The following is a 20,895-nucleotide window of genomic DNA, read 5'->3' on the forward strand; positions in this document are numbered from 1 at the left end:
TATTCACTTGTGATAACCTCGTCTATTTGCATCAAATTTGCATCAATTAAAAAAGTGATTGCATCAAAAAAGACAGGAGCATTACTGCCCCTGTCCGTTGAACCATTTATAAAATGAATCTTTAGGTACTTTGATTTTCTTGCCGATCCTGATTACGTGGAATTCCCCCGAATTAACCAACTTATATGCTTGGTTAATTCCACATCCGAGGATTTGTTTGATGTCCGTCACCTCTAAAGTTTCCTTTTCGAACCCCTTAGTTTCATCCATGTTCACTCACCTCGATTCAATCTATTCATTTGAGTTTTGTCCTTATTCCACGGCCGACGTCTTCTCAATAGCGATATCCAGTGCGAGCGCCAGCTTATAGAACGCCTTCCACCGGATCTTCGTATATGTTCCTGCGCTAATCGGCGGATTAAAAATCTGTTGATAGACCGTCCAATCATAGACGTAGTCATCTTTCATGTACCGCTCTTCAATCAGCAGCCGTTCTTTCGGGTGGAGACGAGCAACAGCACGCTCGATCTTTGTGCAATACACACGTCTCGCTGCAGGCACATCGACATTATGTATGGCGATGCTGGCCGTCTGGTCGCTCGTCGTATTCGTCGGACCGTGGAAACGCTCGTTATATCCGGCCGTCGTGCTCGCCTCTCGCTCCTCGAAAGTGATCGTCTTAAAAATCCTGTACTTTTCGAGAGCAGCTTCTACCGCGGCCTGCGTTCTTTTGCGGTCGAGCTCCGGCAGCTCAAACCCCATTTCCATCTGCACTCTATCACCCCTTGCTATGGGAGTGCCCCAGCCTGGCTGCGGCCGGGGCGTAATGATTAATCAATTGCTGCACTCATGAGCCAAAAAGCACCTAACCAGATTGCGACGCAGAATAGTATCCCAAGACCCCAAACTCCGATGAAGTCCCAATTCCAACGGCTCCTCATTCGAGATCGTCCCCTTCTTCTTCTAGGGAAGTGAATGGTAGGCCATCGCCCACGCCAGCCATCGGATCACCACTCTGATCGGCGGCTGCGGTAGCCTCTTCGAGCGTCATTTGATCTTCATCAACTGTCACCGTTCCATCCTTGTCGATCTTCCCGCGGACTCCCTCACGGTAAGCCTCCTGTTGCTCGCGGAATTCATCGATATCCATTTGCGATTCGGTAATCGTCAACTCCACATCAGTTCCGGCCAACTTGTAAAATTCGAATGCATGGTTATTTGAAGCACCGCCGTTAACTACGAAATCAAGAACTGTCTTTTTCGAGTCCTGGCTTTTTTTAACGAATTCAGCGGTTAAGGAGTCAATGGAACCGATTCTCAACTCCACTACTTCCCGGCACATCATGTTCAATTCTGGCAAATGCTCGTCGTCGCCCTTCACATAAAACTGAACGAGCTGCTTTTTAGAATCCTTTGTCTGCTTGTTGAAATTTGCTTTGATAGTTACTTGCATATCAATCTCTCCTCGGAATAATTTTTGGAATAATTTCGTTACTTCTTGCCAAGCCCCATCTGCAGCAACGCAAGGTTAACCTCTAGCTTCCCGATCCCGAGCCGCCGGGCCAGTTCTTTACGAGGCAGATGCTTATGCCCATGAATAAAAAGGCGCTGCTCATCAGTAGGTGTAAAAGTTGCGAGATCCTTCAGCAAGACGTCTGTACCATCTGCTTGCGGATCGGCGCCAGGCGGATACCCGTCCTGTGTAACGGTGTAAGGAACATCAGTGATGTATTGATTAAAAAAGCGCTTGTTACCCTCGCGTCGAATTATGCCTTTATCAACCAGCACCTGAAACCTTTCTGTAATGGTACGTAATGGCCATCCAGTTATTTCTGAAATAGGTTTGTATCTCATGTCTGGTTTTTCTTTAATGAGCTCTAAAAGGTATGCTTGCGCTGTACTAATGTAAATCATAGCCGCCCTCCTTCCCTAACGATTGCGAGCGTATGTTCGGTTTTGAGACAAAAAAATATAGCGTCTTGCTTAAACGAGCTCGTCCGCCCTAAAAAAGTTTCCGTAGCGATCCGCAACTGGCATACCGCTTTCATCCAATTTACCGAGAGCCGTCCGGATCTTGTGCATGGCACCGCAATTGTGGCACTCGACCTCTATATCCTCGAGCTTCACGTATTGGTTCCCTTGATTCCTGCACTTATCATTTTGGCACCAATAACGCAGCCGGTAATGCGGCACACCATCTTTATCCTTGATGCCGGAGTCATACCAATCGGGCTTTATCTCGAACCAAGTCGGCTCTTCCTCAGATGTTGAAAGCGACCGCTTCACGCCCTGAATGTACACCTTGCGGCAGCTCTCTTTCATGCTATCAATCCTTTCAATTTGCACCTTAATCTTCGGTCCGCAAAACATAATCATTAGCCCTTTAATTCTCCTTTGGCCCATTTCGCAAAATTATCAACCGAGCAATTCCCGATTCGTCCGGTACGATTATCGCGATAGGTAACGCCGTTTGCGTTGTCCCAATTGATTGTGTAACGCAGGCGACAATCTTCCCCTTCTTTGCCGTTGTGGTAAGTTTTCTTGAGTTGAATTTCTGCTACCTTCATATCCCTATCAACGACTCCCTTTACTTTATAAGTCTACGGCGACATTAAAGCACCTTACCACCATGCCGCTGCGGTCGCGTCGCGTTGTAAGCCATCTTCTCGGTGATTGCCGCCTCTAGATCGATGCCATACCGGCCACATGCGTCGAACACTCGGATAACGATGTCTGCCAGCTCGGAGGGGATGCCGCAGGGCTTTCTGGAGTTATTCCATTTGAACCGTGTGATTGCCGTCTGCCGCCTCATACCAGACCTCCGTCGGCTGCATGCCGTTCCGGTGATCTTCCAGCGCCTCGGAAGCTTCGGAATGGATGAGCGCGATCACTTCGCCGAAGCTCCGATCTTCTTCCCACCATCCTTTCGAAACGGCATTGTTGTGAGCTTGATGAACCAGTTCAGTAATTGTTTTCATGGATAAGTCCCCCTTATTTTTGAGTTGCAAATTCTAGGTATTTGGCTGCCTTGCTCAGATCTTCCATGCCGCCTTTATGATTAGCACGAGCGACGTATTTAAGCACATTACCTTTGCAGTATCCAGCGAACTCCTCTTGGGTCAGCTTCGCACGGATGAAGTCGATCGTCTCAATACCGCCAGCCGTGTAATGAGATGGGTGGTTCACATTGTCAACAACCGGCGCTTCGTCCTTAATTTCAGCGATGGCCAGTTGCGATTCCGTTTCGATCTGGCTTGCTTTGCCTTTCCAGTGGTCCCGATCTTGCTTGAGCTCCGAATAAACTTCCTCCAGAGTGGCGTACTCGCTTTGCCAGTTGTTTCGTTCTTCCGTTACCTCGGCGAGCTGCTTCTTCATTTCCTCAAGCTTTTCATTCAGCTCTTTGTTCAAAAGAAGAAGTCGTTCATGGGCAACATTCTTGTCCCGAAGCTTCGCGGCCAGCTCCTTCAGCTGCTCGGATTCCTTCGATTCGTTAATGGCGATCAGCCCTGTAGGCTTATGTTCGACTGCCTCCGCGGCCTTTGAGGTGGAACGAAGGAGCGGAGTGCCGTCGTCTTCACTCCATGACTCCAAAATCATGCGGGCTTTCTCCGATGTGATGCCCTTAAGGCCCCACTTTCCGACCCAATACGGCAACGTCTGAGCCTTCATCTCCCATGCTCGTTCGATGCTGGATATCGTTTCTCCGTTCGCCAGCTGCTCGAGAAATACTTTCTTCGTCAGGCCGCATTCAGGACCCGTCTTCTGCTTAGACATCTCTTCCTTCACCTCAGTTTTTGGATTTTTACGCCGATCTGCACTGATCTGCAGGAGCTGAGAGCCAAGCTCTTGCAACTTGATGCCGATCGGGCACTCATTCTTGCAGTGCTGCGTTCTGGCTGAATATTCGCCTGCCTGGTATTTGCGCTTAACTGTCTGGGGTGATTTATCGCACGGCCGGCAATGTTGTTCCGTCAGGTCGCCGATTTCATTGATAATGGAGAACCGGTTCATTGCTCTGAATGGAAAGACTTATTTACAGACGTGATAAGCGATCTCTCACCGCGGTCATTCTTGACTTCGAACGCTGTACCGAGCAACGGATGATCGACCGTCCGAAGAACTGTATATTTCTGCCCTTCCGTGAAGTGCGATGTCGTTGGTCCGTTATATTTCAACATGCTAACCCTCCCCGTAATAATTAATGTCTATCATATCGATAATTGCAGCTGCCCTTCTGCCTCAGAGTACCGTTCAAACTTCAATGCATTCCCGGATCCGGCGCAGTGCTCCGGTAGGTTGGCCCGCACCAGCGCCGTCGAAAGTGGTGGTGAAACCGAGTTACCGCAGCGTGCAACCTGGTCGGACTTTGTAACGGGGCGACCGTTAACGTTGTATCCGCTGATTATATAATTCCGCGGGAAGCCTTGGGCGGCATATAGCTCGTGCGGCTCCAGCATCCTCATTCCGATGTCAACGATTTGGTAATCAATGCCTTCGATGGTGACCAGGCCGAACCTGTCTTTGGTAACGACCGTCTGCAGCGGCTCCGTTACCTCCTGCCCGACAGAGCTGCCGTAGTAGGCAATTAGGAAGGCGCGAACCTCGCCGATGTGCATACCGCCGGCCGTGATCGTCGGTACTGGCTCCGTTACTTCTTGGCCGTCTTTGCAGGTCCCGCGCAGCTTAACGAGATGGCTGGTGACAAGACTACTCTTCCCGCCGCCTCCGGCCGTCACCGTTCCGAGCGGATCATCGGCGGAACTGCCTACCGACTGTCCGAAATGCCTTGCAACGAAGGCCGTCACCATCCCCATTGCATGTGCTGCACCAGCTGGCCGGACCGATCCGGCGCCGGAAGTAACCGTATGGAGTGGCTCCTCGATGTCATGCCCCGTAGCGCCCCCGCGGAATTTCGTAATATGCGGCACCGCAACCAACTCGGCTGTTGCCAATCCGAATTTATTTCCTCCGGCCGTTACCGTCCCGACCGGCTTATCAAGGTCGAGAACCCTGCGCCCTTCGGGATCGCCATATCCCATTTGGATAAGCGTCGGGCTGACAAGCAGATGCTCGGCCTTTGTTGTAATGGTCGTCAGCGGCTGGTCCGCTTCGTACTGCAACCGATCGCCGCCGAATCTGGTCTGACCGATGCGAGCAACGAACGGTGTAACGACGCCCCAGCCGTTCTTAGCTGTCACCGTCTGCAATGGCTCGTCTACCGACTGTCCTCGAAACTGCTCGCCCTGATGATTCACCTTAATGATGAAGGGATTCGGATTATTGATGACAAACCGTTCAATTCCCCGGGCGATCCGGCGCAAGGTGTTCTCAGCGAGCGGCTTCTTCCGGTCGAAGATGCTCGGGCACGGAATAGTCCAGTCGATGACGTCGCTTGCCGCTGTTTTCCACGGCTGCCGCTCCCCCGCCAACACTTCCGGACTGTCCGGCGCGCCATGTGTCGGCTCCGGCCAAACGATAGCTTTGCCGTCACACCTTGCGATCAAGAACAGCCGTTTGCGGATCGTCGGAGCTCCATAGTCGCATGCCCGCAGCTCCCGCCATTCGACCAAGTAACCAAGGCGGCGAAGCGCATTGACGAAAGAGCTGAACGTCCGGCCTTTCCGTTTCGGATCCGGGTACATGATTTGTAGATCGATCGGCACCACCTCACTTTCTTCAGAAAGAACAGCATCCCATGACTCACCATCCACTTGGAATACTTTCTTGAATAGCCGCCCTGTCTCAGGATCACGTTTCGGTATGATTGGTCCCCAGGTTTTGAATTCCTCGACATTCTCCAGCATGATGACTCGAGGCCGGACCGTATCCGCCCAGCGGATCGCTACCCATGCAAGTCCGCGGATGCTCTTTTCGACTGGCTTGCTGCCCTTAGCTTTGCTGAAATGTTTGCAGTCCGGGCTGAACCAAGCGAGGGCAACCGGGCGGCCGGCGGCGACCACGCGCGGGTCTACATCCCAAACCGACTCGCACCAGTACCGTGTATCCGGGTGGTTCGCAGCATGCATGGCAATCGCTGCCGGATCGTGATTGATTGCCTCGTCAACACTGCGTCCAATCGCGACCTCAATGCCAGTGCTCGCGCCCCCGCCGCCTGCGAAGTTGTCTACAAAAATTTCATCTGCGCTATATTTTCGAAGATGATACGCTCGTTTCAATCCCCCACCTCTTTCCGCGGCCGTGCCGCCCATGTCATAAACTCACGTTCCCGCGGTTTATTTTCCGCCTGGCGCTTTCGCTCTTCGTCGGACATTTGCCGAACCTTGACTTCCGTATTGGCCGCCCGATCAATGTCCAGCTTTCGGCGCGGTACCGGTCGTAAGCGGCGGCTCATCGTTTCGACCCCGGATGCTTGTCTATCTTGCCGCTTCGTTCCTTGCGCTGCCGGCGGATAATCTCGGCTTCGGCTCCGATCTTATCATCGAGTCTGGCCGCATCGTCGTGGTAGCGGATAACAACCAGCTCGGCCAGTGATGCCTTTCTCATATCCATGTAACCCCTCCAAATTCAAACATATGTTCGGTTTTTAGGCAGCAAGATCCCCTTAACCGAGCGATTGCACGGTTATTCCGTTTTTGCGAGTATGGCCTGCAGTACCTCTTGCTGTTGCGGCAAATGATCGAGTAGCGGCTTATATTCGCGGAGCAGGTACAGATTTAATGCAGCCCGGGCGATAATGTATGCGTCGATCACGTTGTCACTCTTATGCGTGTAATCGAAAAGTTCCAGCGCCGCCGCCTTAACAGCAGCTTTCTTTTCTTTGTCCTTCTGCCGGACCTTACTTCCAACCTCACCTTTCCAGCCGGTGACGCCGACGTACTTCTTCGTGTGCAACGGATTGATTTCGTTGTAGTTGAGGCCCCTGCGGCAGATCATGCTGCGCAGGCCACCGTGGATCATCCCGGTCGTGATTCCCTTCTGGGTACCGGCTGCCGCCTGCTCAATCATAATCTCATCAAATGGTTGCAGTAGTTTGTAAAGTTGATTTTCCAAATCAACCAGCGTCGGAATGCTTATGCCGCCCTTCTCAGACTTGCCAGCTCCTTTCAGCTCGGCTGCTACAAGCACCTCTCCATTCACATCTAAAGCAACAAATCCCGTTTTAGTGGCTGGATCAATTCCGATGAACCGCATCGGTTCCGCCCTCCCTCTTGCCGATAACTTGGATCGCTCGAGGTGATCCTGGACCACCGCCATTGCGCTTAATGTATCCGTATTTCTCCAACCGTGCGAGGTGACCGTGTACGCTTGAAGAAGAAGTCAAACCTACAGCTTCGCCAATCTCACGCACGGTTGGCGGAAACCCCTTTTCTCGGTCGTGAGTGACGATAAAGTCCAACACTTTCGCTGCCGTCCCTGCAAGTGATTTCAGGCCGGTTGCCAACTGCGGCCGATCTTCGTAATAACGCATCAGAACCTCAAGCCCGCGCTGCATGAGCGACAGGTTCATCGCCTTACCGCTTGCCTGGCACTCCTTTACCTGAGCGATGATCTGCTCGTCGGTCATTATTAGGTCTTTCAATTCTGCTTCCCCCTTGCCGGATAATGCCGGCGTTCAAATACTTTGACGGCAAAGTATAAATCTCGCCGATCAGTCTGCCTCTTTTATCAAATATGAGTTCAACCTCGCCGTCTTGAAAGTAAGGATCTATCTGTTCGAGCTTTGGATCGGGCTTCATCGGCGCCACCGGCGGGATTGCGACTTGTTCTTGCGATAGCTCAGGAGCTTGATGCGCTGCCGCTTCTTTTCTACGGCTAGAATACGTTGTTCATATCCATCAATAAGGGCCCAACTATTTTTGATCTTCTCCATCTGCCGAGCAACCGGGAAGTGATATGACGGGTAAATCTCACCTCGCACAGACTCACGCACTGATTCAGCCTCTTTTTCAATGGCAGCACGAATCATGGAGTTTACCAACTTATTGCCCCAGCCGATAATTCCAGCTATAAATCCCATTTACTATTCTCCTTTCTTCACTCACTCCATCTCGTAATTATCATCCACAGTAGTTTGCCGATCGAGGTTGAGCATTCTTCCGTAATTTTTCATGAAAACTACTTCGACGGTTCCTGTCGGGCCATTACGCTGCTTGGCAATGATTATCTCGATGATGTTCTTTTTCACAGACTGCTTATCGTAGTAATCATCCCGGTAAAGGAACGCAACGATATCCGCATCTTGCTCGATGGATCCGGACTCCCGGAGGTCCGACATCATTGGCCGTTTGTCCTGCCGTTGCTCGACACCCCGGCTCAGCTGTGACAGCGCGATTACTGGTACCTCGAGCTCCTTGGCAATTTCCTTTAGCGTACGTGAGATTTCAGAAACTTCCTGCTGCCGGTTCTCTCCTGATCTGCCGTTACCCCGGATTAGCTGCAGGTAATCGATGAGGATCATGCCAAGGCCCTTCGTCTTCTTCAGCTCGATGCATTTGCTTCTGATTTCCGAAACCGATATACCAGGAGTGTCGTCAATATGGATCTCAGCCTCTGATAGAAGCCCTATTGCATAAGTCATCTTGTCCCAGTCATCCGCTTCAAAATAACCGGTTTTCATCTTTTCGCCATCAATGCCGCCTTCGGCGGAAATCATGCGCTGTACAAGCTGAGTGGCCGACATCTCTAGTGAGAAAATAGCCACTGTCTCCCGACCGCGGACACCGATATGCTGGGCGATGTTTAACGCGAATGCCGTCTTACCTACCGAAGGGCGCGCCGCAACGATGATAAGGTCGCTTTTCTGGAAGCCGGCTGTCATCCGGTCAAGATCAGTCAATCCGCTCGAGAGCCCGGTCGTTCCCCGGTTCACGTGCCGGTTCGCGTATTTCGTTTCGGTCTCCTCAAATACCTGAAAGAGTGCATCCTTGATCGCTACGAAGGTTTTTCCAGGCTTGTTCTCTGCCGTCAGCTTGCTGATCTGCTTCTCGGCCAGAGATACGAATCCAGCCACGTTCTGCTCATTAAGAGCATGCTGGACCAATTTGCGAGAGATCTGAATTGCTTCCCGACGCAGCGCCATATCCAGAACGATATCTCCGTAATGTTTGATGTTAGATGCCGTCGGTACCGCGCTGGCCAGCCTGCCGAGATAAGACGGGCCGCCAATTGTTTCTAGTTGCTCCTTGTCCTGCAACTCAGCCGTAACGGTGACGAGGTCAATCGGGGATCCTGATTTATAAACTTCAGATATCGCCCGATAAATTTTCCGGAGATGACTGTCATAAAACTTCCCGGTACCGATCCGGTCCTTAACTTTTTCGTAAGATGATCCATCAAGTAAAATCGCACCGATCACGGCCTGCTCCGCTTCAAGTTTGTAAGGTTCAGATATCAATTCTTCGTCGATCATTCCGTTCATTCACCGCTGCCTCCCCGCAGTTTCGCTTTGATCTCTTCCCAGAAACCCTCCGGCGGCGGCGCGTCTGCCGCTGCCCAGCGCTCCAGGTTCGTCTTGTGGTTGGCAGCCTCCAGACGCAAGGCATTTTGATTCTGAACCGGGATCAGATCGGCGCGAATTATATCTGAAATGCCCGGGAAGTATTTATCACGGTCCAAGTGGTAATTAAGATTGCTGAGTCCCCACTCGAACGGCACATTAGCCAGGCGCTCGATCCACAATGCGACTGTTTCTTCCTCAAGCTCAATTTGGTTTGGGTAAGCTGCCGCCGCTTTGAACAGTAGAAATTCCGCTTGCTCCGGTGACATTCGCGCTCGCCCTCCCCCGCCGCAAAAGCTCTTTATTTTTACTAAGCTTTGATTGTTTTGCTGGAGCAAGATCCTTCATAATCTTTGGGTAAAAGGTATAAGGATCTCGATCGGGTAAGAATTTTTCGAAATGATCCTTACCAAGGAAGTCGACAAGTCCCCATCTTGTATCAAGCTTGTAGTCCGTATTGTTTAAAATGGAATCATAAGCGTCGATAGCTTGCATGATTTCATCTCCGGAATATTGGCCGAGTTTGTATGTTATTTGCGCGCGGATTTGAGGGTTTAAAGATTTATGTTTTACAAGTCCTTTGCTCATCCAATGTTCAAAAACAATAGATATTAAGTTCTTCTCTTTATTATCTTTCTTATTATTGTTTCGTGACTGTTTCGTCACTGTTCCAAGTTCTGTTCCAAGTTCCATGTTCCGATTACCTCCAAACCCTTGATATTGCTCATAATTTAGCACTGTAAACACTGTTCCAAGTTCATGCTGTTTCGTGCATACTCTCTGCAACCTTACTAACCGCTGAATAGTGCGATTTATTGTTGCTGTAGAGTAGATTTTGACCTGCCGATTTTCCACATATTTCAGGTCTTCCTGCAGCTTTCGAGTCGATCGGAGCCACTGGCCGCGCTGGAGGGTAAGGTCATCCGCGACCTTGACTCCCTCCTCTGCCCACACTGCTTTTCCATAGATCAAGAAGAATAATCTGAATTCAACGATGTTCTGCCAAATAGGATTTAAGAATAACTCCCTGCTAGTTTGAAACGACCCTCCTGACATTCCACCTCACCCGTTCATTTAAGTTCAGCTTGCTGATCTTCTGCCACTGCTTCCCTGGCGGCCAGTGTTAGGAGCTCGGCGAATTCGGTAATCGGCATCGGACATTCGATCCCTTGATCCGTAAGTAACTGCGTGATCGTATTTACCATTCGCTCCTCGGCCGTGGGTGGATTCTCGACGGTGTAGCCGTTGATTAGGGCTGAAAGGAGGTCTTCACCATTGCCATGGGAATATCGCTTCAACGTGATTGTGTGATCGTTGTCGTCCTTCTCATGACCCCGGAACATAAGGCGGGCAAAGCTATCATTTCCAAATTTACAACCTCTAAAATATTCGATAGCGTCAGCCACCTCTCTCGGTAACTTCACCTTCTTGGCTTCGCGGGCTTCCGTCAACTCACGCTGCAGCTGAACGATATTGTCCTGGAGTCGGTCAATAACCCCCATTGCCTGTCCATACTCGGCTACAATTTCTTGCTCGTCCTTTTTGGTTTCTTTCAATTCGAAATCTAGAGCGTCTATATGATTTAACAAAGATTCAATTATTCCGCCGTTTACATATCCAGCGCGGTTCTGATAATTCTTGATCGATTCCAATTGGATTTTCAAAAGCTTCTTCATCAGATCGCCTTCCTTTCCTCGTACTTAAGTGTCATCGGAATCAGATCGGCATGCGCCGGCGCCCAAGCTGGCGGTCCATACTTTTTCATATAACCGAGCTTATTCACCCAATCATCAACTGGTAGCTCCGCATGCATCGCCTGCAAAACGGCCAGCGTTCCCTCTACATCATTCAGCGCCCGGTGCGCGCCCTCGAGCTTAATCCCATACTTCTCGCACATATTATCCAGTCTGTGCGGATAGGTGGTCCGGTCCCGGGCGATTGTCAACGTATCAATGAAGGGATTCGAAAACGTCTTGCCAGCCAGCCGGAACATCGCATGGTGAAGGAACTGAAGATCGAAAGCGGCGTTGTGGGCGACCAGCAGGCTGCTCGGTCCCATGATATGGCGAAGGCAAAGGAACGCTGTTTTTTCAGGTAATCCACCAACGAGCATGTCCGGCGTGATCCCAGTCAACTCAGTGATCTTTGGCGCCAGATCGCCCTCAAATTGGACGAAGGTACTGAAGCCGGCGACCGTCTGGCCGTTGACGACCCGGATGGCCGCCATTTCGATGACGCGCTCCTTCGCCGGGTCGAGTCCGGATGTTTCGAAATCAAACACGCAAATATCGTTAAGCATTAAATGACCTCCAATTTGTAATGTTTGCCCTTCACAAGGCCCTTCTCGAACAGTGCCAACTTCACAGCCTTTTCGGACAGCTGCGCCGTATTGTTACTGCTGCTCATGTGGGTCAGGAATATCTGCTCACCTCGGCCCCTGATGAGCTTCGCGAGTGCTTCGGCAGCCTGGTCATTCGATAGATGGCCGATGTCGGAGCGGATCCGATATTTCAGTCCATCATGGTATTTGCCGTTCGCCTCAAGCATGCCGATGTCATGATTAGCCTCGAAGATGTAAACGTCGCTGTCGGCCATCGCCTCGAGCATATCGTCCGTCACGCAGCCGGTATCCATCAGAACAGTGACCTTCTTGTCCATTGTATGGATGGCGTAGCCGAAGGGCTCCATTGCATCATGAGAGATGGCGAAAGGCTTCACATTCATGAAGTGATCTGAGAAGGGGCGAAATCCGGTAAAGCCGTTCGTCCGGACTACTTTACCGAACTCCAGCCGGCCGATCGCCTTGAGCGTTCCTTCGCTGGCATGCACCTTGATCTTGAACTTATCTGCGAAGCCGATGCCGTCCGTATGGTCGCCGTGTTCGTGACTGATAAAGATGCCGTCGATCTTGGTTGGATCGTAGTTTTCAGCGAGCATCAACTTCTCTATCTTTGATTTGGCGGGGCCAACGTCCACCAGCACGCTGACCTCCTCCGTTGAGATGTAGACGCAGCTGCCCTTTTCGGAGCCGGTCGATAGGACTTTTACCGTGGTAGCCATTATTCGAGATCGTCGTCGCCGGCCGCTTGTTCAGCGATCTCCATCCGCATGTAATTCAGGAGTCCCTTCAGCTCGTCCAGCGTAGGCTTGTCACCAGCAACTTTACAGTTCGCCTTCATGTATTCCGCCTGCGCTTCCTTGCCCACAACCCCCAGCTCTCGGAATGCTGTGGAAATCTGTTGTCTAACCTGTGCCATCTCGTTTACTTGGGAGGCAGCCGGAGGTTGAATTTCATTTCGATTCTCAGCAACTTCATTCGCTTCGGCTGTAATGTCTCTCCGCACGTAAGATTCAGGAGCGCCGGAGCTGCTATCAGCACCGATGTACTCGTCTTCTGCGACCTCGATGCCGAACTGACGCTTGAAGGCTCGTTTGATTGCATGCTTCACGATCATGTCATCGAAAAAGTCCTTCCACATTTGGCCGTTTCGGCCTTTGACCAGGTGCTCAACTTGATCGGTAGTGATGATTACGGCCACATTCGGAGTACCATCCCGATAAGCCACGCAGTATGCGCCGATCGTCTTCCCGCGCTGCAGCGTTTTGATTTTGTGAACAGGCTCGCCGGTTACGACATCGATCTCAAATTCATCGTGCTCCTTAACTTCGGAAGCGATGAAGCCTTTGTAATGCGGATTTCTCTTTGCGAGAGCGACGATTCCCTCAACCGCGATCTGAATGCTCATAACTGGGCCATCCTTGCCGTTGTACACGATGCAGTAGACTTGATTGAGGAAAGGGTTAAGGCCGGAGCTGACGCATGTTTGAACGAAGAGAGCGAATTGCTCGTTGCTTGTGCCCTTTGCGATTGTGCCTTTCAGCGTATCCAATTCTGTTTGAGTGAAATGCCCGACGACCGCTTGTGTATTTACCGTTGCGATTTGCTTTGTCATTGATTATTTGCCTCCGATCGGTTGTAAGTGATTCTTGAACAGTTCGCCGCTCTTGCGGATATGATGGTCGAATGCTGCACCGGCGACGTTGATGATGATCTCGTTATCATCTTCGTAATACGGCGTGATGGTTTGGCCTTCGAAGAGCATTGCGCCCGGATTTGTTTGGATTACTTTGTACTGATTTGGTTTCATTGATCTTCACCATCCAAGTCTTTTTGATATTCAAGCTGCCCGCCATCGCAAATGCAATCCTTAAAGCGGTTGAATTCTTCCTCAGATGCGATGCGGTTGATTTTCATGGTCGATCCGCATTTGCAACTCCACAAAACCCACTGCTCTTTTTCGGTCATATCTCCACCCCATCCACTACAATTTTCAAATCTTGGTCCGGTACCGCCCGGCCGGTGATTACCTGGTCATAGGCTGCGATCGGCCCCGTATACTCCCCGATTCCATCGATAAACACTGGCGTGATCAGTCTGGATTGCTTGAACAATACCTCTGTCAGTTCCAGCCCGGCGCCGACCTTCTCGCCAGTGGAGAGGAAGGCATAATCCTTGCCATCCATCTGTACTGAGAAATCCGGATCATATTCACCGCGGGAGGCCACGTATTTAAAGAGTCGTATCGAAAGCTTTGTGAACTTCGATTGGATTTCAGCAGCCTGCAGCTCCGCTTCCTTCGCTCGGTACGCTTTAATCGCATCGAGAATAATGGTAGATTCCCGGAGACTGGCCAGTGTTGCAGTCTCGGCGGCGGCTGCAGCTTCGACTTCAGCGGAGAGGCGTGCTCTCTCTTTGGCGGAACGGAGCCGATCAAGGGCTGCCTCATATACAGCTTCTAACGCTTGCGACACTGCCTTCTGCTCCGCCACATCAATCCATTTCGCCTCGGCAAGCGCCGCCTTTGCTTCGTCCCGTCTATTTTGAAGGTCCTTGTGCTTCGCTTTATAAGCATCGATACGACGGTCTTTGTCAGCCTGTACCTTTTCGATATCCTCTGGTTTTAACGGTTGCTCGCAAGCGCGGCATGTGTCTTTAATCGGTTCATCTCTCAAGATCGGGTATGCATTGAATGATTCCTTGGTCTGGGATTCGAGCGATTCATAGTGAGCCTTCAATGATGTATAACGCGAGTTGATTGAGGCGGCTTCCGCAATGACTGCGTCCTCTTTCTCGAATTCAGCCTTGGCTGCGGCCAGCTGCGCCTCTAGCACTTCAACACTCTCCGTAACTGCCGGCAGCCGATCTAATTGCTCCCGCAGCGTCTTTGTGCGGCTCTCTGCAGCGATGTGCTTCTTCTCGAGCTCTGGCTTCTGCTTCTTGTGCATCACCTGCAGATCATCCAGCGAGTGCTTCTTGACCAGCTCCGCCAACTTCGTTGCCTGCGGATTGAGAACGATATCCTTCGCCGCCTGATCCGGCGCCGTCCGGGACATCTCCACGAAAACCGACTTGCTCAGCGGTGCCGGAAGGCCCGTCATCAGCAACTCGCGCTGCTTTGTCCAGTGAAGCGAGAAGAAGTAAGCCGGGAAGTAAAGGGCCATGAATTCGTCCTGGCTGAATAGCGCAGCGACGGCGGCCTCGTATTCCTTGGCGGGCATCGGAACATCGTTGACGTAATAGCTGTTCGTCTTCCCGACAATCTCCCTGGCAAATTTATATTCAATTCCATCTACAGAAAAATGAATCGAAGCGTAAACACGATCGTATTTATAATTGCTGGGACGAGGACTATACTTGTCCTTTGTATAATCGGCACCGAGGAGATCCTTTCCCCAGAACACGAATACCGGTAAGGTTCCGATCGTCGTCTTCCCTTCGCCATTACGGCCCGATAGCTCAGTCACATTTCCGTAACGGACCTCAATCTTGCGGAGACCGGCGACATTTTCGCCTGATGCCTCAATAAAGCGAACTACTTTTGGCATTGATTTCCCTTCCCTTCTTGCCAGCATCATGTTAAACTGGCGGTGAAATGATTCGTGCTGACCCGAACGCGGCTCCTACCCCGCGGTTTGGGTCTTTTCTTTTACAAGCCACATGGCGGCGGGCCGTCCGTAACGATCGGTTTCCATTCAATGACTGCCGGACAATTCTCGATGCTGACAATCAGATCGCCTTCCTCGTCCAGAACATGAAATTCTGATATCGAATCGTAGCCAAGCTGTTTGATTTCGATGATCTCGCGCCCTTTATGTAAATCTCCTACGCTGAAGGTCATTGGCGCAGCCGAAATGACTGTAACCGATTGGATAATAAGTGCTTTTGACATGTGGTTCACCTCCTCTCAGGATTTTGTTCCAGCTATTCGCCCGGCCACGGCCGAGGCTGCCAATTCTCTGCTTCGGTGATAACGCGAACATGATCAGCGTGGATAGTTTCTTGAGCCTTGAAATCAGCAACCATGCGGGCCGCTTCGTGACCCTTGAGAATCCCGGTTGCATAAACCATGCCGGAGGTCATTCCCCGCTCGGCAAGCATTTTAGATAACTGCATACAGGCTGCTCCTTTCATTCAATTCCTTCAATTCCGCGCTTAAGGTATAAAACTGTTCCCGATCCCCAGCATCCAAAGTGGCGTCGATGGCTTCCAGCAGCTCGCGTTGTTTCCGTTGAGCAGCAGCAATTTCAATCGCCGGCTCGGAAAACATCTGAGCCATAACCTGATTATGATTAATCATCGCAATCCCTCCCGAGTTTTTTTGGATTATTGAGTGATCTCCCACAGCTGGACGAAGATGTAACAAGCCAGATAAAACAGTCCGAGTAAAAGCGGCGTAGCGATCAGTGCCAGAACGAAAGCTTTGATAACTTCCTTTCGAGTGATCTCCATACTGCATGCCCCTTTCGATTTACTTGGATTTAACGCCACCATGCGGCGCATCGTACATTTCCGAGAACAAAATGCTCATTGCATGGTCGTAAACATCATTCGCATCGGAGCCGGCCGGCATTACTACACATTCGACGCGGATTGTCTGCATGACTTCGCGATAGGTCCTCGTAAAACGCTTGGCTCTATCCACCAGTTGACGGGCTTTCTCGGCATTGCTCATATCATCATCCTTTCGCTTGTTAGTGATATTCAGTTTTCAAGGAGCAAATATTAAGTTTCCAAAATTTATGAAATGAAACATACGTTCTGTTGCGCTAATATTATTGGCGGTATATAATCCTATTTGTGAGATGGGAATTAATTTGTCACTAATTAATTAGCGAGGTCTTGGAAGACATCATCGACTGTCGTTCCAAAATACCTTGCAATCTTGAATGCGAAAGTGATTTCCGGATTCGCTCTTCCGCTTTCTAGTTCTCGGAGAAAACTTTCGGTTATATCGAGATCCATAGAAAGAGCTCGTTGAGTTTTACCGAGCTGCAAACGCAATTCTTTAAATCGATCACGTTTCTGAATAGTACGAGGGGCGGCTTTTCTTCTAGCCATTTTTTTAAGAACCTCCTTTCGTATCTATTTGCATATCCTTGGCGTACTTATTAAGTACACGCATAGTATATAACGTACTTAATAAGTACGTCAACGCATTTTGGAAAATATTTTATGGTGGTGTTCTAATTGACTGAACAAATTAATATAACCGGTACACGTATCCGTGAACTTCGTGATAAATTAGGGCTTTTTCAAAGTGACCTGGCTGAAAAATTGGCAATGCAGAGGAACAATATCTCAAGGTATGAAAAAGGCGTCATTGTTCCACCGGCTGAGGTACTTGCTAAAATTGCAAGTATCTTAAACACTTCGACTGACTATCTTCTTGGTCAGACAAACGATCCTCAAATGCCAGATCAAATTATTATGAAAAGAAAAACTGTTGAACTTGTAGAGATACCGATTTACGGTGAGATTCGTGCGGGCTACAATTCATTGGCCGAACAAAGGATCATCGGTTATGAGGCTGTTTCGAAAGACACAGTTAAAGACGGTGATTACTTTTATTTGATCGTAAAAGGGGATTCCATGAAAGAAGAAGGAATTCTTGAAGGCATGCGTGTACTTGTCAAAAGCCAAAGACATTGTGAGCATGGGAAAATCGGGGTCGTCATTGTGAATGGCGATGAAGGCACGTTGAAAAGGGTTTTTTACGAAGGAGATACAATTGTGCTACAGGCTTCCAATCGAGACATACCTCCTCGGATCCTGCCAATTTATGATGTCCGAATTCAAGGGCAAGTCAAGAAAGTTGAGTTTGATGTGTGAAAGCTAGATTATCGGTTTACTTTGACTATATCGAGGCGCAACTTGTACCTGTCTGGTTGATTATCAAATTTAAGCCTGGCGGAATTGACTGGACTCAGGAGTGTCTCTATATACCAGTTCACCTGCCCTTTCACCGTTATATGGCTGAGGACTTTGACGATCAGATAATTAGTTTGTCAATCGCACAAACGGAACTTGTTGTAAGTCCAGAACGCCCTTCTCATTTTGGCATTCATTTGCCTACTGTGAAGCAAAGAATAAATAAGCTTCGTGGTGAGAAGTGTGCTCCGCGCTTTCTTATGGATGATATTCAGCAGCTGGTCATCCAAATTTGTGATATTGAAGAAGTACTGCAGATGAACGTGATGTCTGTTTTCGCTTGGAAGTAGGTAATTAATAAAAAGACTCCAGTCATATGTACTGGAGTCTCTTTGTCATATTATTTTTTGGTCTCAGACACCTAGGTTTTTGAATTCTTCTACAATTTGTTTTGCTGTATCGTTCATATTACTTTCATGTTTCGGTCTATATTTCAAATAAAACCAATCCCATATTAATAAAGCGCTGCTTCTGTGCTTGTAAATCTCATTTTGAAGTTGTCTAGACTTATTTTCTAAATCGCTTTGTTCCCTAGTACCACTCAGAACGAGCTCCCAAAGTCGTTCAGCTTTATCTGACAACTTATCTAACCGAACTATTGTTTCTTTATTTTCTGAATATCTCTTAAAGATATAAAAAGCAATTGGAAATGCTGGAGCAATTATAGAAATTAGTGTTTCGATAACTGTTTTGTTTAGAAAAATTGAGATAATTAATATTAATAGTATACAACCCAAAAACAATAGCAATAAGAATTTCTGGAAAGAGGTCCTAATTTGAGTATCCCAAGATGCATTAACTTTTTGACACATTACCCTTCCGACAGATAGATCAACAGTTGCGTACTCTTTTGGGTACCAATTTTTTAAATTCTCAAGTGATACATTATTTTTCTTATATTTTTGAGCTTTATAACTTAAATATCTGGATGCATTTTCTTTGGAGCCACATAACTCCTTATTCCATGAAATTTTCAGTACATTTGTATCAAATAACTCTTGGAATTTTGCAGCCTGTTCTTTCTTATCCTTTATATTTTTTTCAAAGTAATATTGATTAATTATAATAATTAATAGTGAAAGAAGAGTTATCAATCCTAAAAACATTGTATTTGTTGGAGTTACGGCTTTCAAAAAAGGAATTAGTATCGGGAAGATTACGCAAAAAACAAACTGATAATTTGAAAACGTCTTTGCTTCAGAGTACACTTGACGTTGTGCTGCCAAGAGATCAATATTACCTTCATTATTTTGTCTAACTGATATATTATTTGATATAGTCTCCATATATTATTTAGTATATTCGGGGAAATTACTTCCGAATATGCCCCTCCACTTATTAATTGCAGATTTGTAATCGCCTGCATTTTCAAAGGTTAACGCCTCTTTTGCATTATTGAAGTCGGTAAGGGATCTTATCGATATTTTTTGTTTTTCCTCAAAAGTAAGCTTATTAATATTCCCTTGAATATTCTTGGGATCATTAACGTTATTATAAATCGCTGATGATATGTACTCAAAAAAGCCACGTGCTTCAAGATCGATGTAATCTGATACTTCCGATTTAGAATTATAATAGTTAATTAGTATACACTCAAGAAGATACGAACCAATGGTAGGCATAGTCGCCCTCTTGTTCCAGTATTTAATTAAACGAATCACATTCAAAATCTTGCCATTATGTTTTTGATTTATAGCAGAGATGTTTTCACGATCAATTCTTGGATCGGTTTTTTTCCAATGACCGTTGCCATCAGGAATAAGATAAAAAGATCTACCGTCAGATTCAGGGTTAGTCATGAAGCTAGGCACAATATCAAAAGTCCAAGTATATGTTTGAAGTTCTAATGTAGCAGCTTCTTGGTTTCTTTTTATATCCGAACTTTTATATTGGTAAATTGTTTTTAGTTCGCTTACAAACTTGTTTATGACTTTCCGAGAATTTAATTTTTTTGTGTTGTCATGGCAAAGTGTTATCAGTTCACTCGCTGTATCTGGAACTGTTATTTCAACCGTTCCCCAAATATTTTGTGTATATGTACATCCTTGTGCGTTTAGGCCAATTATTAGATCAATGTCATCAAGTTCGCGAATTTTTGTTCTTCTTGCGAAAGAACCGAAGTGAAAATCGATATCACTGTATAAACTTGGAAATCCTTCTTTTAAGCCAAAATTATTTATTTGACCAATCAGCCAGTCTCTACTACTCCGTGCATTAGAAGTTACTCTTGAATCTAAATTAACCGTGTCTCGCATAAATTCGCTAAAAGCTGTGTTTACAGTTAATGCCATCTTAAACCCCCCATTTGTAAATTTCCAACAATTGCATATGTATTATACAACATTTTACACTTAAATAGTTCTATGGATATAAAAAAATAGTCCTGTGCATGTTGCGCTCACCAGAATTTGTTGGCTTTGTGGATAACGAGACGAAACTGACCTGCCGGATGACTCACCGGCAGGTCAGTTTTTATTTTCTTGTGAATAATGACAAAGAATTAAGGTAAAACAATCATTTAAAGTATGGAATTCTCCATTTTTTCGTTCAGTATTTTCAGCGATATGCCGATAACAGATATATTGCCAAAATAGGAGCGTGTTAAAATGAAATTTAGTAAAATGTCTTACATAATTGTTCCGGTTTCCATTATTTTATTCGGTCTTTTTGTATATCCTACTTTGTACAAATACGATAAACTAGAACAGCAATACCCTGTAAAGATCAACAGAATAACAGGCGAAGTTCAGATTCTTCGTGGAGACGGATGGATTACAACTGCTGACTCCAATATATACGAGGATAAAATGCTCGCTTATAAGAACGAGATTGAGGATTTGATTAATCGCCAAAACGACGAGATTGCCGCTCAAGTAACTGAAGCGGTTAAAGAGGAAGTTCTTGATGAAGTTACAGAACAATTAGCTTCTGTCGAACAAGAAATAACTGCCTATAAAGAACATAAAACAGATGCCGAAAATTACTTTACACAAGGTGATTCAATGGATAAAGTAAAATCTGCAATGGGCACGCCCGATTCAATATCAAACGTGGGTCCTTATGACACATGGTATTATGGACGTTCATCCGTTAAATTTCATAATGATGTTGTATCGGGTTGGGATAACAATGACGGTAACTTAATGATTAAATAGCCCCTTACCTTAAG

General features: G+C 47.7%; 35 protein-coding genes and 1 pseudogene. 3 read left to right on the forward strand and 33 right to left on the reverse strand.

The annotated features are described in order from the left end of the window. Nucleotides 1-81: 81 nt before the first annotated feature. From KP806_RS07345 to KP806_RS07490, 31 genes and pseudogenes are all read right to left on the reverse strand, one after another. Nucleotides 82-270: a helix-turn-helix domain-containing protein gene (locus KP806_RS07345; protein ID WP_224722915.1), complete on the reverse strand. Its 189-nt coding sequence runs from the start codon at nucleotides 268-270 to the stop codon at nucleotides 82-84. Nucleotides 271-312: 42 nt separating this feature from the next. After that, nucleotides 313-762, reverse strand: a complete 450-nt coding sequence (locus tag KP806_RS07350) for an ArpU family phage packaging/lysis transcriptional regulator (protein WP_224723113.1) — start codon at nucleotides 760-762, stop codon at nucleotides 313-315. Nucleotides 763-937: 175 nt separating this feature from the next. Further along, complete coding sequence (locus KP806_RS07355; RefSeq protein WP_224722916.1) at nucleotides 938-1,453, reverse strand: hypothetical protein; 516 nt, start codon at nucleotides 1,451-1,453, stop codon at nucleotides 938-940. 38 nt (nucleotides 1,454-1,491) lie between these two features. Beyond that, the gene (locus KP806_RS07360) at nucleotides 1,492-1,914 is read right to left on the reverse strand and encodes a winged helix-turn-helix transcriptional regulator (RefSeq protein ID WP_224722917.1); all 423 of its coding nucleotides are present in this window, start codon (nucleotides 1,912-1,914) and stop codon (nucleotides 1,492-1,494) included. Nucleotides 1,915-1,983: 69 nt separating this feature from the next. Then, nucleotides 1,984-2,376: a hypothetical protein gene (locus KP806_RS07365; protein ID WP_224722918.1), complete on the reverse strand. Its 393-nt coding sequence runs from the start codon at nucleotides 2,374-2,376 to the stop codon at nucleotides 1,984-1,986. Continuing rightward, nucleotides 2,376-2,567 carry a hypothetical protein gene (locus KP806_RS07370; protein WP_224722919.1) on the reverse strand — a complete coding sequence of 64 codons (192 nt, stop codon included), beginning with the start codon at nucleotides 2,565-2,567 and terminating at the stop codon, nucleotides 2,376-2,378. The genes KP806_RS07365 and KP806_RS07370 overlap by 1 nt, the downstream gene beginning before the upstream one ends. A gap of 204 nt (nucleotides 2,568-2,771) precedes the next feature. Next, a complete protein-coding gene (locus tag KP806_RS07375) occupies nucleotides 2,772-2,978 on the reverse strand; it encodes a nucleoside triphosphate pyrophosphohydrolase family protein (RefSeq protein WP_224722920.1) in 207 nt (68 codons plus the stop codon). A gap of 13 nt (nucleotides 2,979-2,991) precedes the next feature. Then, nucleotides 2,992-3,774, reverse strand: a complete 783-nt coding sequence (locus tag KP806_RS07380; RefSeq protein WP_224723114.1) for a DUF3310 domain-containing protein — start codon at nucleotides 3,772-3,774, stop codon at nucleotides 2,992-2,994. A 66-nt stretch (nucleotides 3,775-3,840) separates the two neighbouring features. After that, nucleotides 3,841-4,011: pseudogene (locus KP806_RS27950) on the reverse strand (zinc-finger domain-containing protein); the annotation flags it as partial. 197 nt (nucleotides 4,012-4,208) lie between these two features. Continuing rightward, nucleotides 4,209-6,176, reverse strand: coding sequence for a DNA cytosine methyltransferase (locus tag KP806_RS07390; RefSeq protein WP_224722921.1), 1,968 nt, complete (start codon nucleotides 6,174-6,176; stop codon nucleotides 4,209-4,211). Then, nucleotides 6,173-6,352 carry a hypothetical protein gene (locus KP806_RS07395; protein ID WP_224722922.1) on the reverse strand — a complete coding sequence of 60 codons (180 nt, stop codon included), beginning with the start codon at nucleotides 6,350-6,352 and terminating at the stop codon, nucleotides 6,173-6,175. Before KP806_RS07395 ends, KP806_RS07390 begins: the two co-directional genes overlap by 4 nt. Beyond that, on the reverse strand, nucleotides 6,349-6,504 hold the full coding sequence (locus tag KP806_RS07400; protein WP_224722923.1) for a hypothetical protein: 156 nt from the start codon (nucleotides 6,502-6,504) through the stop codon (nucleotides 6,349-6,351). The genes KP806_RS07395 and KP806_RS07400 overlap by 4 nt, the downstream gene beginning before the upstream one ends. 78 nt (nucleotides 6,505-6,582) lie before the next feature. After that, on the reverse strand, nucleotides 6,583-7,152 hold the full coding sequence (locus KP806_RS07405) for a hypothetical protein (RefSeq protein WP_224722924.1): 570 nt from the start codon (nucleotides 7,150-7,152) through the stop codon (nucleotides 6,583-6,585). After that, the gene (locus KP806_RS07410) at nucleotides 7,133-7,540 is read right to left on the reverse strand and encodes a LexA family protein (protein ID WP_397376366.1); all 408 of its coding nucleotides are present in this window, start codon (nucleotides 7,538-7,540) and stop codon (nucleotides 7,133-7,135) included. Before KP806_RS07410 ends, KP806_RS07405 begins: the two co-directional genes overlap by 20 nt. A gap of 153 nt (nucleotides 7,541-7,693) precedes the next feature. After that, nucleotides 7,694-7,978, reverse strand: coding sequence for a hypothetical protein (locus tag KP806_RS07415; RefSeq protein ID WP_224722925.1), 285 nt, complete (start codon nucleotides 7,976-7,978; stop codon nucleotides 7,694-7,696). A 21-nt stretch (nucleotides 7,979-7,999) separates the two neighbouring features. Next, entirely contained in the window at nucleotides 8,000-9,370 is a 1,371-nt protein-coding gene (gene dnaB, locus KP806_RS07420) for a replicative DNA helicase (RefSeq protein WP_224723115.1), read from the reverse strand. Between the two features lie 5 nt (nucleotides 9,371-9,375). After that, nucleotides 9,376-9,726 carry a hypothetical protein gene (locus KP806_RS07425; protein WP_224722926.1) on the reverse strand — a complete coding sequence of 117 codons (351 nt, stop codon included), beginning with the start codon at nucleotides 9,724-9,726 and terminating at the stop codon, nucleotides 9,376-9,378. Next, nucleotides 9,662-10,513 carry a hypothetical protein gene (locus KP806_RS07430; protein ID WP_224722927.1) on the reverse strand — a complete coding sequence of 284 codons (852 nt, stop codon included), beginning with the start codon at nucleotides 10,511-10,513 and terminating at the stop codon, nucleotides 9,662-9,664. Before KP806_RS07430 ends, KP806_RS07425 begins: the two co-directional genes overlap by 65 nt. Nucleotides 10,514-10,527: 14 nt before the next feature. After that, a complete protein-coding gene (locus tag KP806_RS07435) occupies nucleotides 10,528-11,133 on the reverse strand; it encodes a DUF1642 domain-containing protein (RefSeq protein ID WP_224722928.1) in 606 nt (201 codons plus the stop codon). Continuing rightward, complete coding sequence (locus KP806_RS07440; RefSeq protein WP_224722929.1) at nucleotides 11,133-11,756, reverse strand: 3'-5' exonuclease; 624 nt, start codon at nucleotides 11,754-11,756, stop codon at nucleotides 11,133-11,135. Before KP806_RS07440 ends, KP806_RS07435 begins: the two co-directional genes overlap by 1 nt. Then, entirely contained in the window at nucleotides 11,756-12,517 is a 762-nt protein-coding gene (locus KP806_RS07445; protein WP_224722930.1) for an MBL fold metallo-hydrolase, read from the reverse strand. Before KP806_RS07445 ends, KP806_RS07440 begins: the two co-directional genes overlap by 1 nt. Next, nucleotides 12,517-13,410: a RecT family recombinase gene (locus KP806_RS07450; RefSeq protein WP_224722931.1), complete on the reverse strand. Its 894-nt coding sequence runs from the start codon at nucleotides 13,408-13,410 to the stop codon at nucleotides 12,517-12,519. Before KP806_RS07450 ends, KP806_RS07445 begins: the two co-directional genes overlap by 1 nt. 3 nt (nucleotides 13,411-13,413) lie before the next feature. Then, nucleotides 13,414-13,605 carry a hypothetical protein gene (locus tag KP806_RS07455; RefSeq protein ID WP_224722932.1) on the reverse strand — a complete coding sequence of 64 codons (192 nt, stop codon included), beginning with the start codon at nucleotides 13,603-13,605 and terminating at the stop codon, nucleotides 13,414-13,416. Beyond that, nucleotides 13,602-13,763 (reverse strand): hypothetical protein, encoded by a 162-nt coding sequence (locus KP806_RS07460; protein ID WP_224722933.1) that lies wholly within the window; start codon nucleotides 13,761-13,763, stop codon nucleotides 13,602-13,604. Before KP806_RS07460 ends, KP806_RS07455 begins: the two co-directional genes overlap by 4 nt. Beyond that, complete coding sequence (locus KP806_RS07465) at nucleotides 13,760-15,343, reverse strand: ATPase (protein ID WP_224722934.1); 1,584 nt, start codon at nucleotides 15,341-15,343, stop codon at nucleotides 13,760-13,762. Before KP806_RS07465 ends, KP806_RS07460 begins: the two co-directional genes overlap by 4 nt. Nucleotides 15,344-15,444: 101 nt before the next feature. Further along, entirely contained in the window at nucleotides 15,445-15,687 is a 243-nt protein-coding gene (locus KP806_RS07470) for a hypothetical protein (RefSeq protein WP_224722935.1), read from the reverse strand. A 32-nt stretch (nucleotides 15,688-15,719) separates the two neighbouring features. Continuing rightward, nucleotides 15,720-15,911, reverse strand: coding sequence for a hypothetical protein (locus KP806_RS07475; protein ID WP_224722936.1), 192 nt, complete (start codon nucleotides 15,909-15,911; stop codon nucleotides 15,720-15,722). Continuing rightward, nucleotides 15,898-16,095 carry an IDEAL domain-containing protein gene (locus KP806_RS07480; protein WP_224722937.1) on the reverse strand — a complete coding sequence of 66 codons (198 nt, stop codon included), beginning with the start codon at nucleotides 16,093-16,095 and terminating at the stop codon, nucleotides 15,898-15,900. The genes KP806_RS07475 and KP806_RS07480 overlap by 14 nt, the downstream gene beginning before the upstream one ends. 26 nt (nucleotides 16,096-16,121) lie before the next feature. Beyond that, nucleotides 16,122-16,247: a hypothetical protein gene (locus KP806_RS27540; protein ID WP_263575598.1), complete on the reverse strand. Its 126-nt coding sequence runs from the start codon at nucleotides 16,245-16,247 to the stop codon at nucleotides 16,122-16,124. Between the two features lie 19 nt (nucleotides 16,248-16,266). After that, a complete protein-coding gene (locus tag KP806_RS07485) occupies nucleotides 16,267-16,470 on the reverse strand; it encodes a hypothetical protein (RefSeq protein WP_224722938.1) in 204 nt (67 codons plus the stop codon). Nucleotides 16,471-16,622: 152 nt separating this feature from the next. Continuing rightward, nucleotides 16,623-16,856, reverse strand: a complete 234-nt coding sequence (locus KP806_RS07490) for a helix-turn-helix transcriptional regulator (RefSeq protein ID WP_224722939.1) — start codon at nucleotides 16,854-16,856, stop codon at nucleotides 16,623-16,625. A 129-nt stretch (nucleotides 16,857-16,985) separates the two neighbouring features. Here KP806_RS07490 and KP806_RS07495 point away from each other — a divergent pair, with 129 nt between their 5' ends. Together KP806_RS07495 and KP806_RS07500 are read left to right on the forward strand one after the other, a co-directional pair. Then, on the forward strand, nucleotides 16,986-17,627 hold the full coding sequence (locus KP806_RS07495; RefSeq protein WP_224722940.1) for a LexA family protein: 642 nt from the start codon (nucleotides 16,986-16,988) through the stop codon (nucleotides 17,625-17,627). Continuing rightward, a complete protein-coding gene (locus KP806_RS07500) occupies nucleotides 17,624-18,016 on the forward strand; it encodes a hypothetical protein (protein ID WP_224722941.1) in 393 nt (130 codons plus the stop codon). The genes KP806_RS07495 and KP806_RS07500 overlap by 4 nt, the downstream gene beginning before the upstream one ends. Before the next feature lie 63 nt (nucleotides 18,017-18,079). On the opposite strand, the gene KP806_RS07505 is transcribed toward KP806_RS07500, so the two are convergent. Together KP806_RS07505 and KP806_RS07510 are read right to left on the reverse strand one after the other, a co-directional pair. Beyond that, nucleotides 18,080-19,012, reverse strand: a complete 933-nt coding sequence (locus KP806_RS07505; RefSeq protein ID WP_224722942.1) for an S-4TM family putative pore-forming effector — start codon at nucleotides 19,010-19,012, stop codon at nucleotides 18,080-18,082. A gap of 3 nt (nucleotides 19,013-19,015) precedes the next feature. Then, on the reverse strand, nucleotides 19,016-20,017 hold the full coding sequence (locus KP806_RS07510) for a nucleotidyltransferase (protein ID WP_224722943.1): 1,002 nt from the start codon (nucleotides 20,015-20,017) through the stop codon (nucleotides 19,016-19,018). A gap of 315 nt (nucleotides 20,018-20,332) precedes the next feature. Between KP806_RS07510 and KP806_RS07515 the strand changes: the two genes are divergently transcribed. Beyond that, nucleotides 20,333-20,881 carry a hypothetical protein gene (locus KP806_RS07515; RefSeq protein ID WP_224722944.1) on the forward strand — a complete coding sequence of 183 codons (549 nt, stop codon included), beginning with the start codon at nucleotides 20,333-20,335 and terminating at the stop codon, nucleotides 20,879-20,881. Nucleotides 20,882-20,895 lie beyond the last annotated feature (14 nt).

This window comes from Paenibacillus vietnamensis (assembly GCF_020169515.1).
Classification (GTDB): Bacteria; Bacillota; Bacilli; order Paenibacillales; family Paenibacillaceae; genus Pristimantibacillus; species Pristimantibacillus vietnamensis.

Coding starts and splice junctions, on each gene's coding strand:
- KP806_RS07365 (WP_224722918.1), bottom strand. CDS start 2,376: ATGATTATGTTTTGCGGACCGAAGATTAAGGTGCAAATTGAAAGGATT.
- KP806_RS07380 (WP_224723114.1), bottom strand. CDS start 3,774: ATGTCTAAGCAGAAGACGGGTCCTGAATGCGGCCTGACGAAGAAAGTA.
- KP806_RS07505 (WP_224722942.1), bottom strand. CDS start 19,012: ATGGAGACTATATCAAATAATATATCAGTTAGACAAAATAATGAAGGT.
- KP806_RS07430 (WP_224722927.1), bottom strand. CDS start 10,513: ATGTCAGGAGGGTCGTTTCAAACTAGCAGGGAGTTATTCTTAAATCCT.
- KP806_RS07350 (WP_224723113.1), bottom strand. CDS start 762: ATGGGGTTTGAGCTGCCGGAGCTCGACCGCAAAAGAACGCAGGCCGCG.
- KP806_RS27540 (WP_263575598.1), bottom strand. CDS start 16,247: ATGGAGATCACTCGAAAGGAAGTTATCAAAGCTTTCGTTCTGGCACTG.
- KP806_RS07440 (WP_224722929.1), bottom strand. CDS start 11,756: ATGCTTAACGATATTTGCGTGTTTGATTTCGAAACATCCGGACTCGAC.
- KP806_RS07450 (WP_224722931.1), bottom strand. CDS start 13,410: ATGACAAAGCAAATCGCAACGGTAAATACACAAGCGGTCGTCGGGCAT.
- KP806_RS07355 (WP_224722916.1), bottom strand. CDS start 1,453: ATGCAAGTAACTATCAAAGCAAATTTCAACAAGCAGACAAAGGATTCT.
- KP806_RS07460 (WP_224722933.1), bottom strand. CDS start 13,763: ATGACCGAAAAAGAGCAGTGGGTTTTGTGGAGTTGCAAATGCGGATCG.
- KP806_RS07485 (WP_224722938.1), bottom strand. CDS start 16,470: ATGAGCAATGCCGAGAAAGCCCGTCAACTGGTGGATAGAGCCAAGCGT.
- KP806_RS07375 (WP_224722920.1), bottom strand. CDS start 2,978: ATGAAAACAATTACTGAACTGGTTCATCAAGCTCACAACAATGCCGTT.
- KP806_RS07360 (WP_224722917.1), bottom strand. CDS start 1,914: ATGATTTACATTAGTACAGCGCAAGCATACCTTTTAGAGCTCATTAAA.
- KP806_RS07435 (WP_224722928.1), bottom strand. CDS start 11,133: ATGAAGAAGCTTTTGAAAATCCAATTGGAATCGATCAAGAATTATCAG.
- KP806_RS07345 (WP_224722915.1), bottom strand. CDS start 270: ATGGATGAAACTAAGGGGTTCGAAAAGGAAACTTTAGAGGTGACGGAC.
- KP806_RS07425 (WP_224722926.1), bottom strand. CDS start 9,726: ATGTCACCGGAGCAAGCGGAATTTCTACTGTTCAAAGCGGCGGCAGCT.
- dnaB (WP_224723115.1), bottom strand. CDS start 9,370: ATGATCGACGAAGAATTGATATCTGAACCTTACAAACTTGAAGCGGAG.
- KP806_RS07445 (WP_224722930.1), bottom strand. CDS start 12,517: ATGGCTACCACGGTAAAAGTCCTATCGACCGGCTCCGAAAAGGGCAGC.
- KP806_RS07510 (WP_224722943.1), bottom strand. CDS start 20,017: ATGGCATTAACTGTAAACACAGCTTTTAGCGAATTTATGCGAGACACG.
- KP806_RS07515 (WP_224722944.1), top strand. CDS start 20,333: ATGAAATTTAGTAAAATGTCTTACATAATTGTTCCGGTTTCCATTATT.
- KP806_RS07395 (WP_224722922.1), bottom strand. CDS start 6,352: ATGAGCCGCCGCTTACGACCGGTACCGCGCCGAAAGCTGGACATTGAT.
- KP806_RS07490 (WP_224722939.1), bottom strand. CDS start 16,856: ATGGCTAGAAGAAAAGCCGCCCCTCGTACTATTCAGAAACGTGATCGA.
- KP806_RS07455 (WP_224722932.1), bottom strand. CDS start 13,605: ATGAAACCAAATCAGTACAAAGTAATCCAAACAAATCCGGGCGCAATG.
- KP806_RS07465 (WP_224722934.1), bottom strand. CDS start 15,343: ATGCCAAAAGTAGTTCGCTTTATTGAGGCATCAGGCGAAAATGTCGCC.
- KP806_RS07480 (WP_224722937.1), bottom strand. CDS start 16,095: ATGATTAATCATAATCAGGTTATGGCTCAGATGTTTTCCGAGCCGGCG.
- KP806_RS07415 (WP_224722925.1), bottom strand. CDS start 7,978: ATGGGATTTATAGCTGGAATTATCGGCTGGGGCAATAAGTTGGTAAAC.
- KP806_RS07405 (WP_224722924.1), bottom strand. CDS start 7,152: ATGCGGTTCATCGGAATTGATCCAGCCACTAAAACGGGATTTGTTGCT.
- KP806_RS07370 (WP_224722919.1), bottom strand. CDS start 2,567: ATGAAGGTAGCAGAAATTCAACTCAAGAAAACTTACCACAACGGCAAA.
- KP806_RS07470 (WP_224722935.1), bottom strand. CDS start 15,687: ATGTCAAAAGCACTTATTATCCAATCGGTTACAGTCATTTCGGCTGCG.
- KP806_RS07475 (WP_224722936.1), bottom strand. CDS start 15,911: ATGCAGTTATCTAAAATGCTTGCCGAGCGGGGAATGACCTCCGGCATG.
- KP806_RS07400 (WP_224722923.1), bottom strand. CDS start 6,504: ATGAGAAAGGCATCACTGGCCGAGCTGGTTGTTATCCGCTACCACGAC.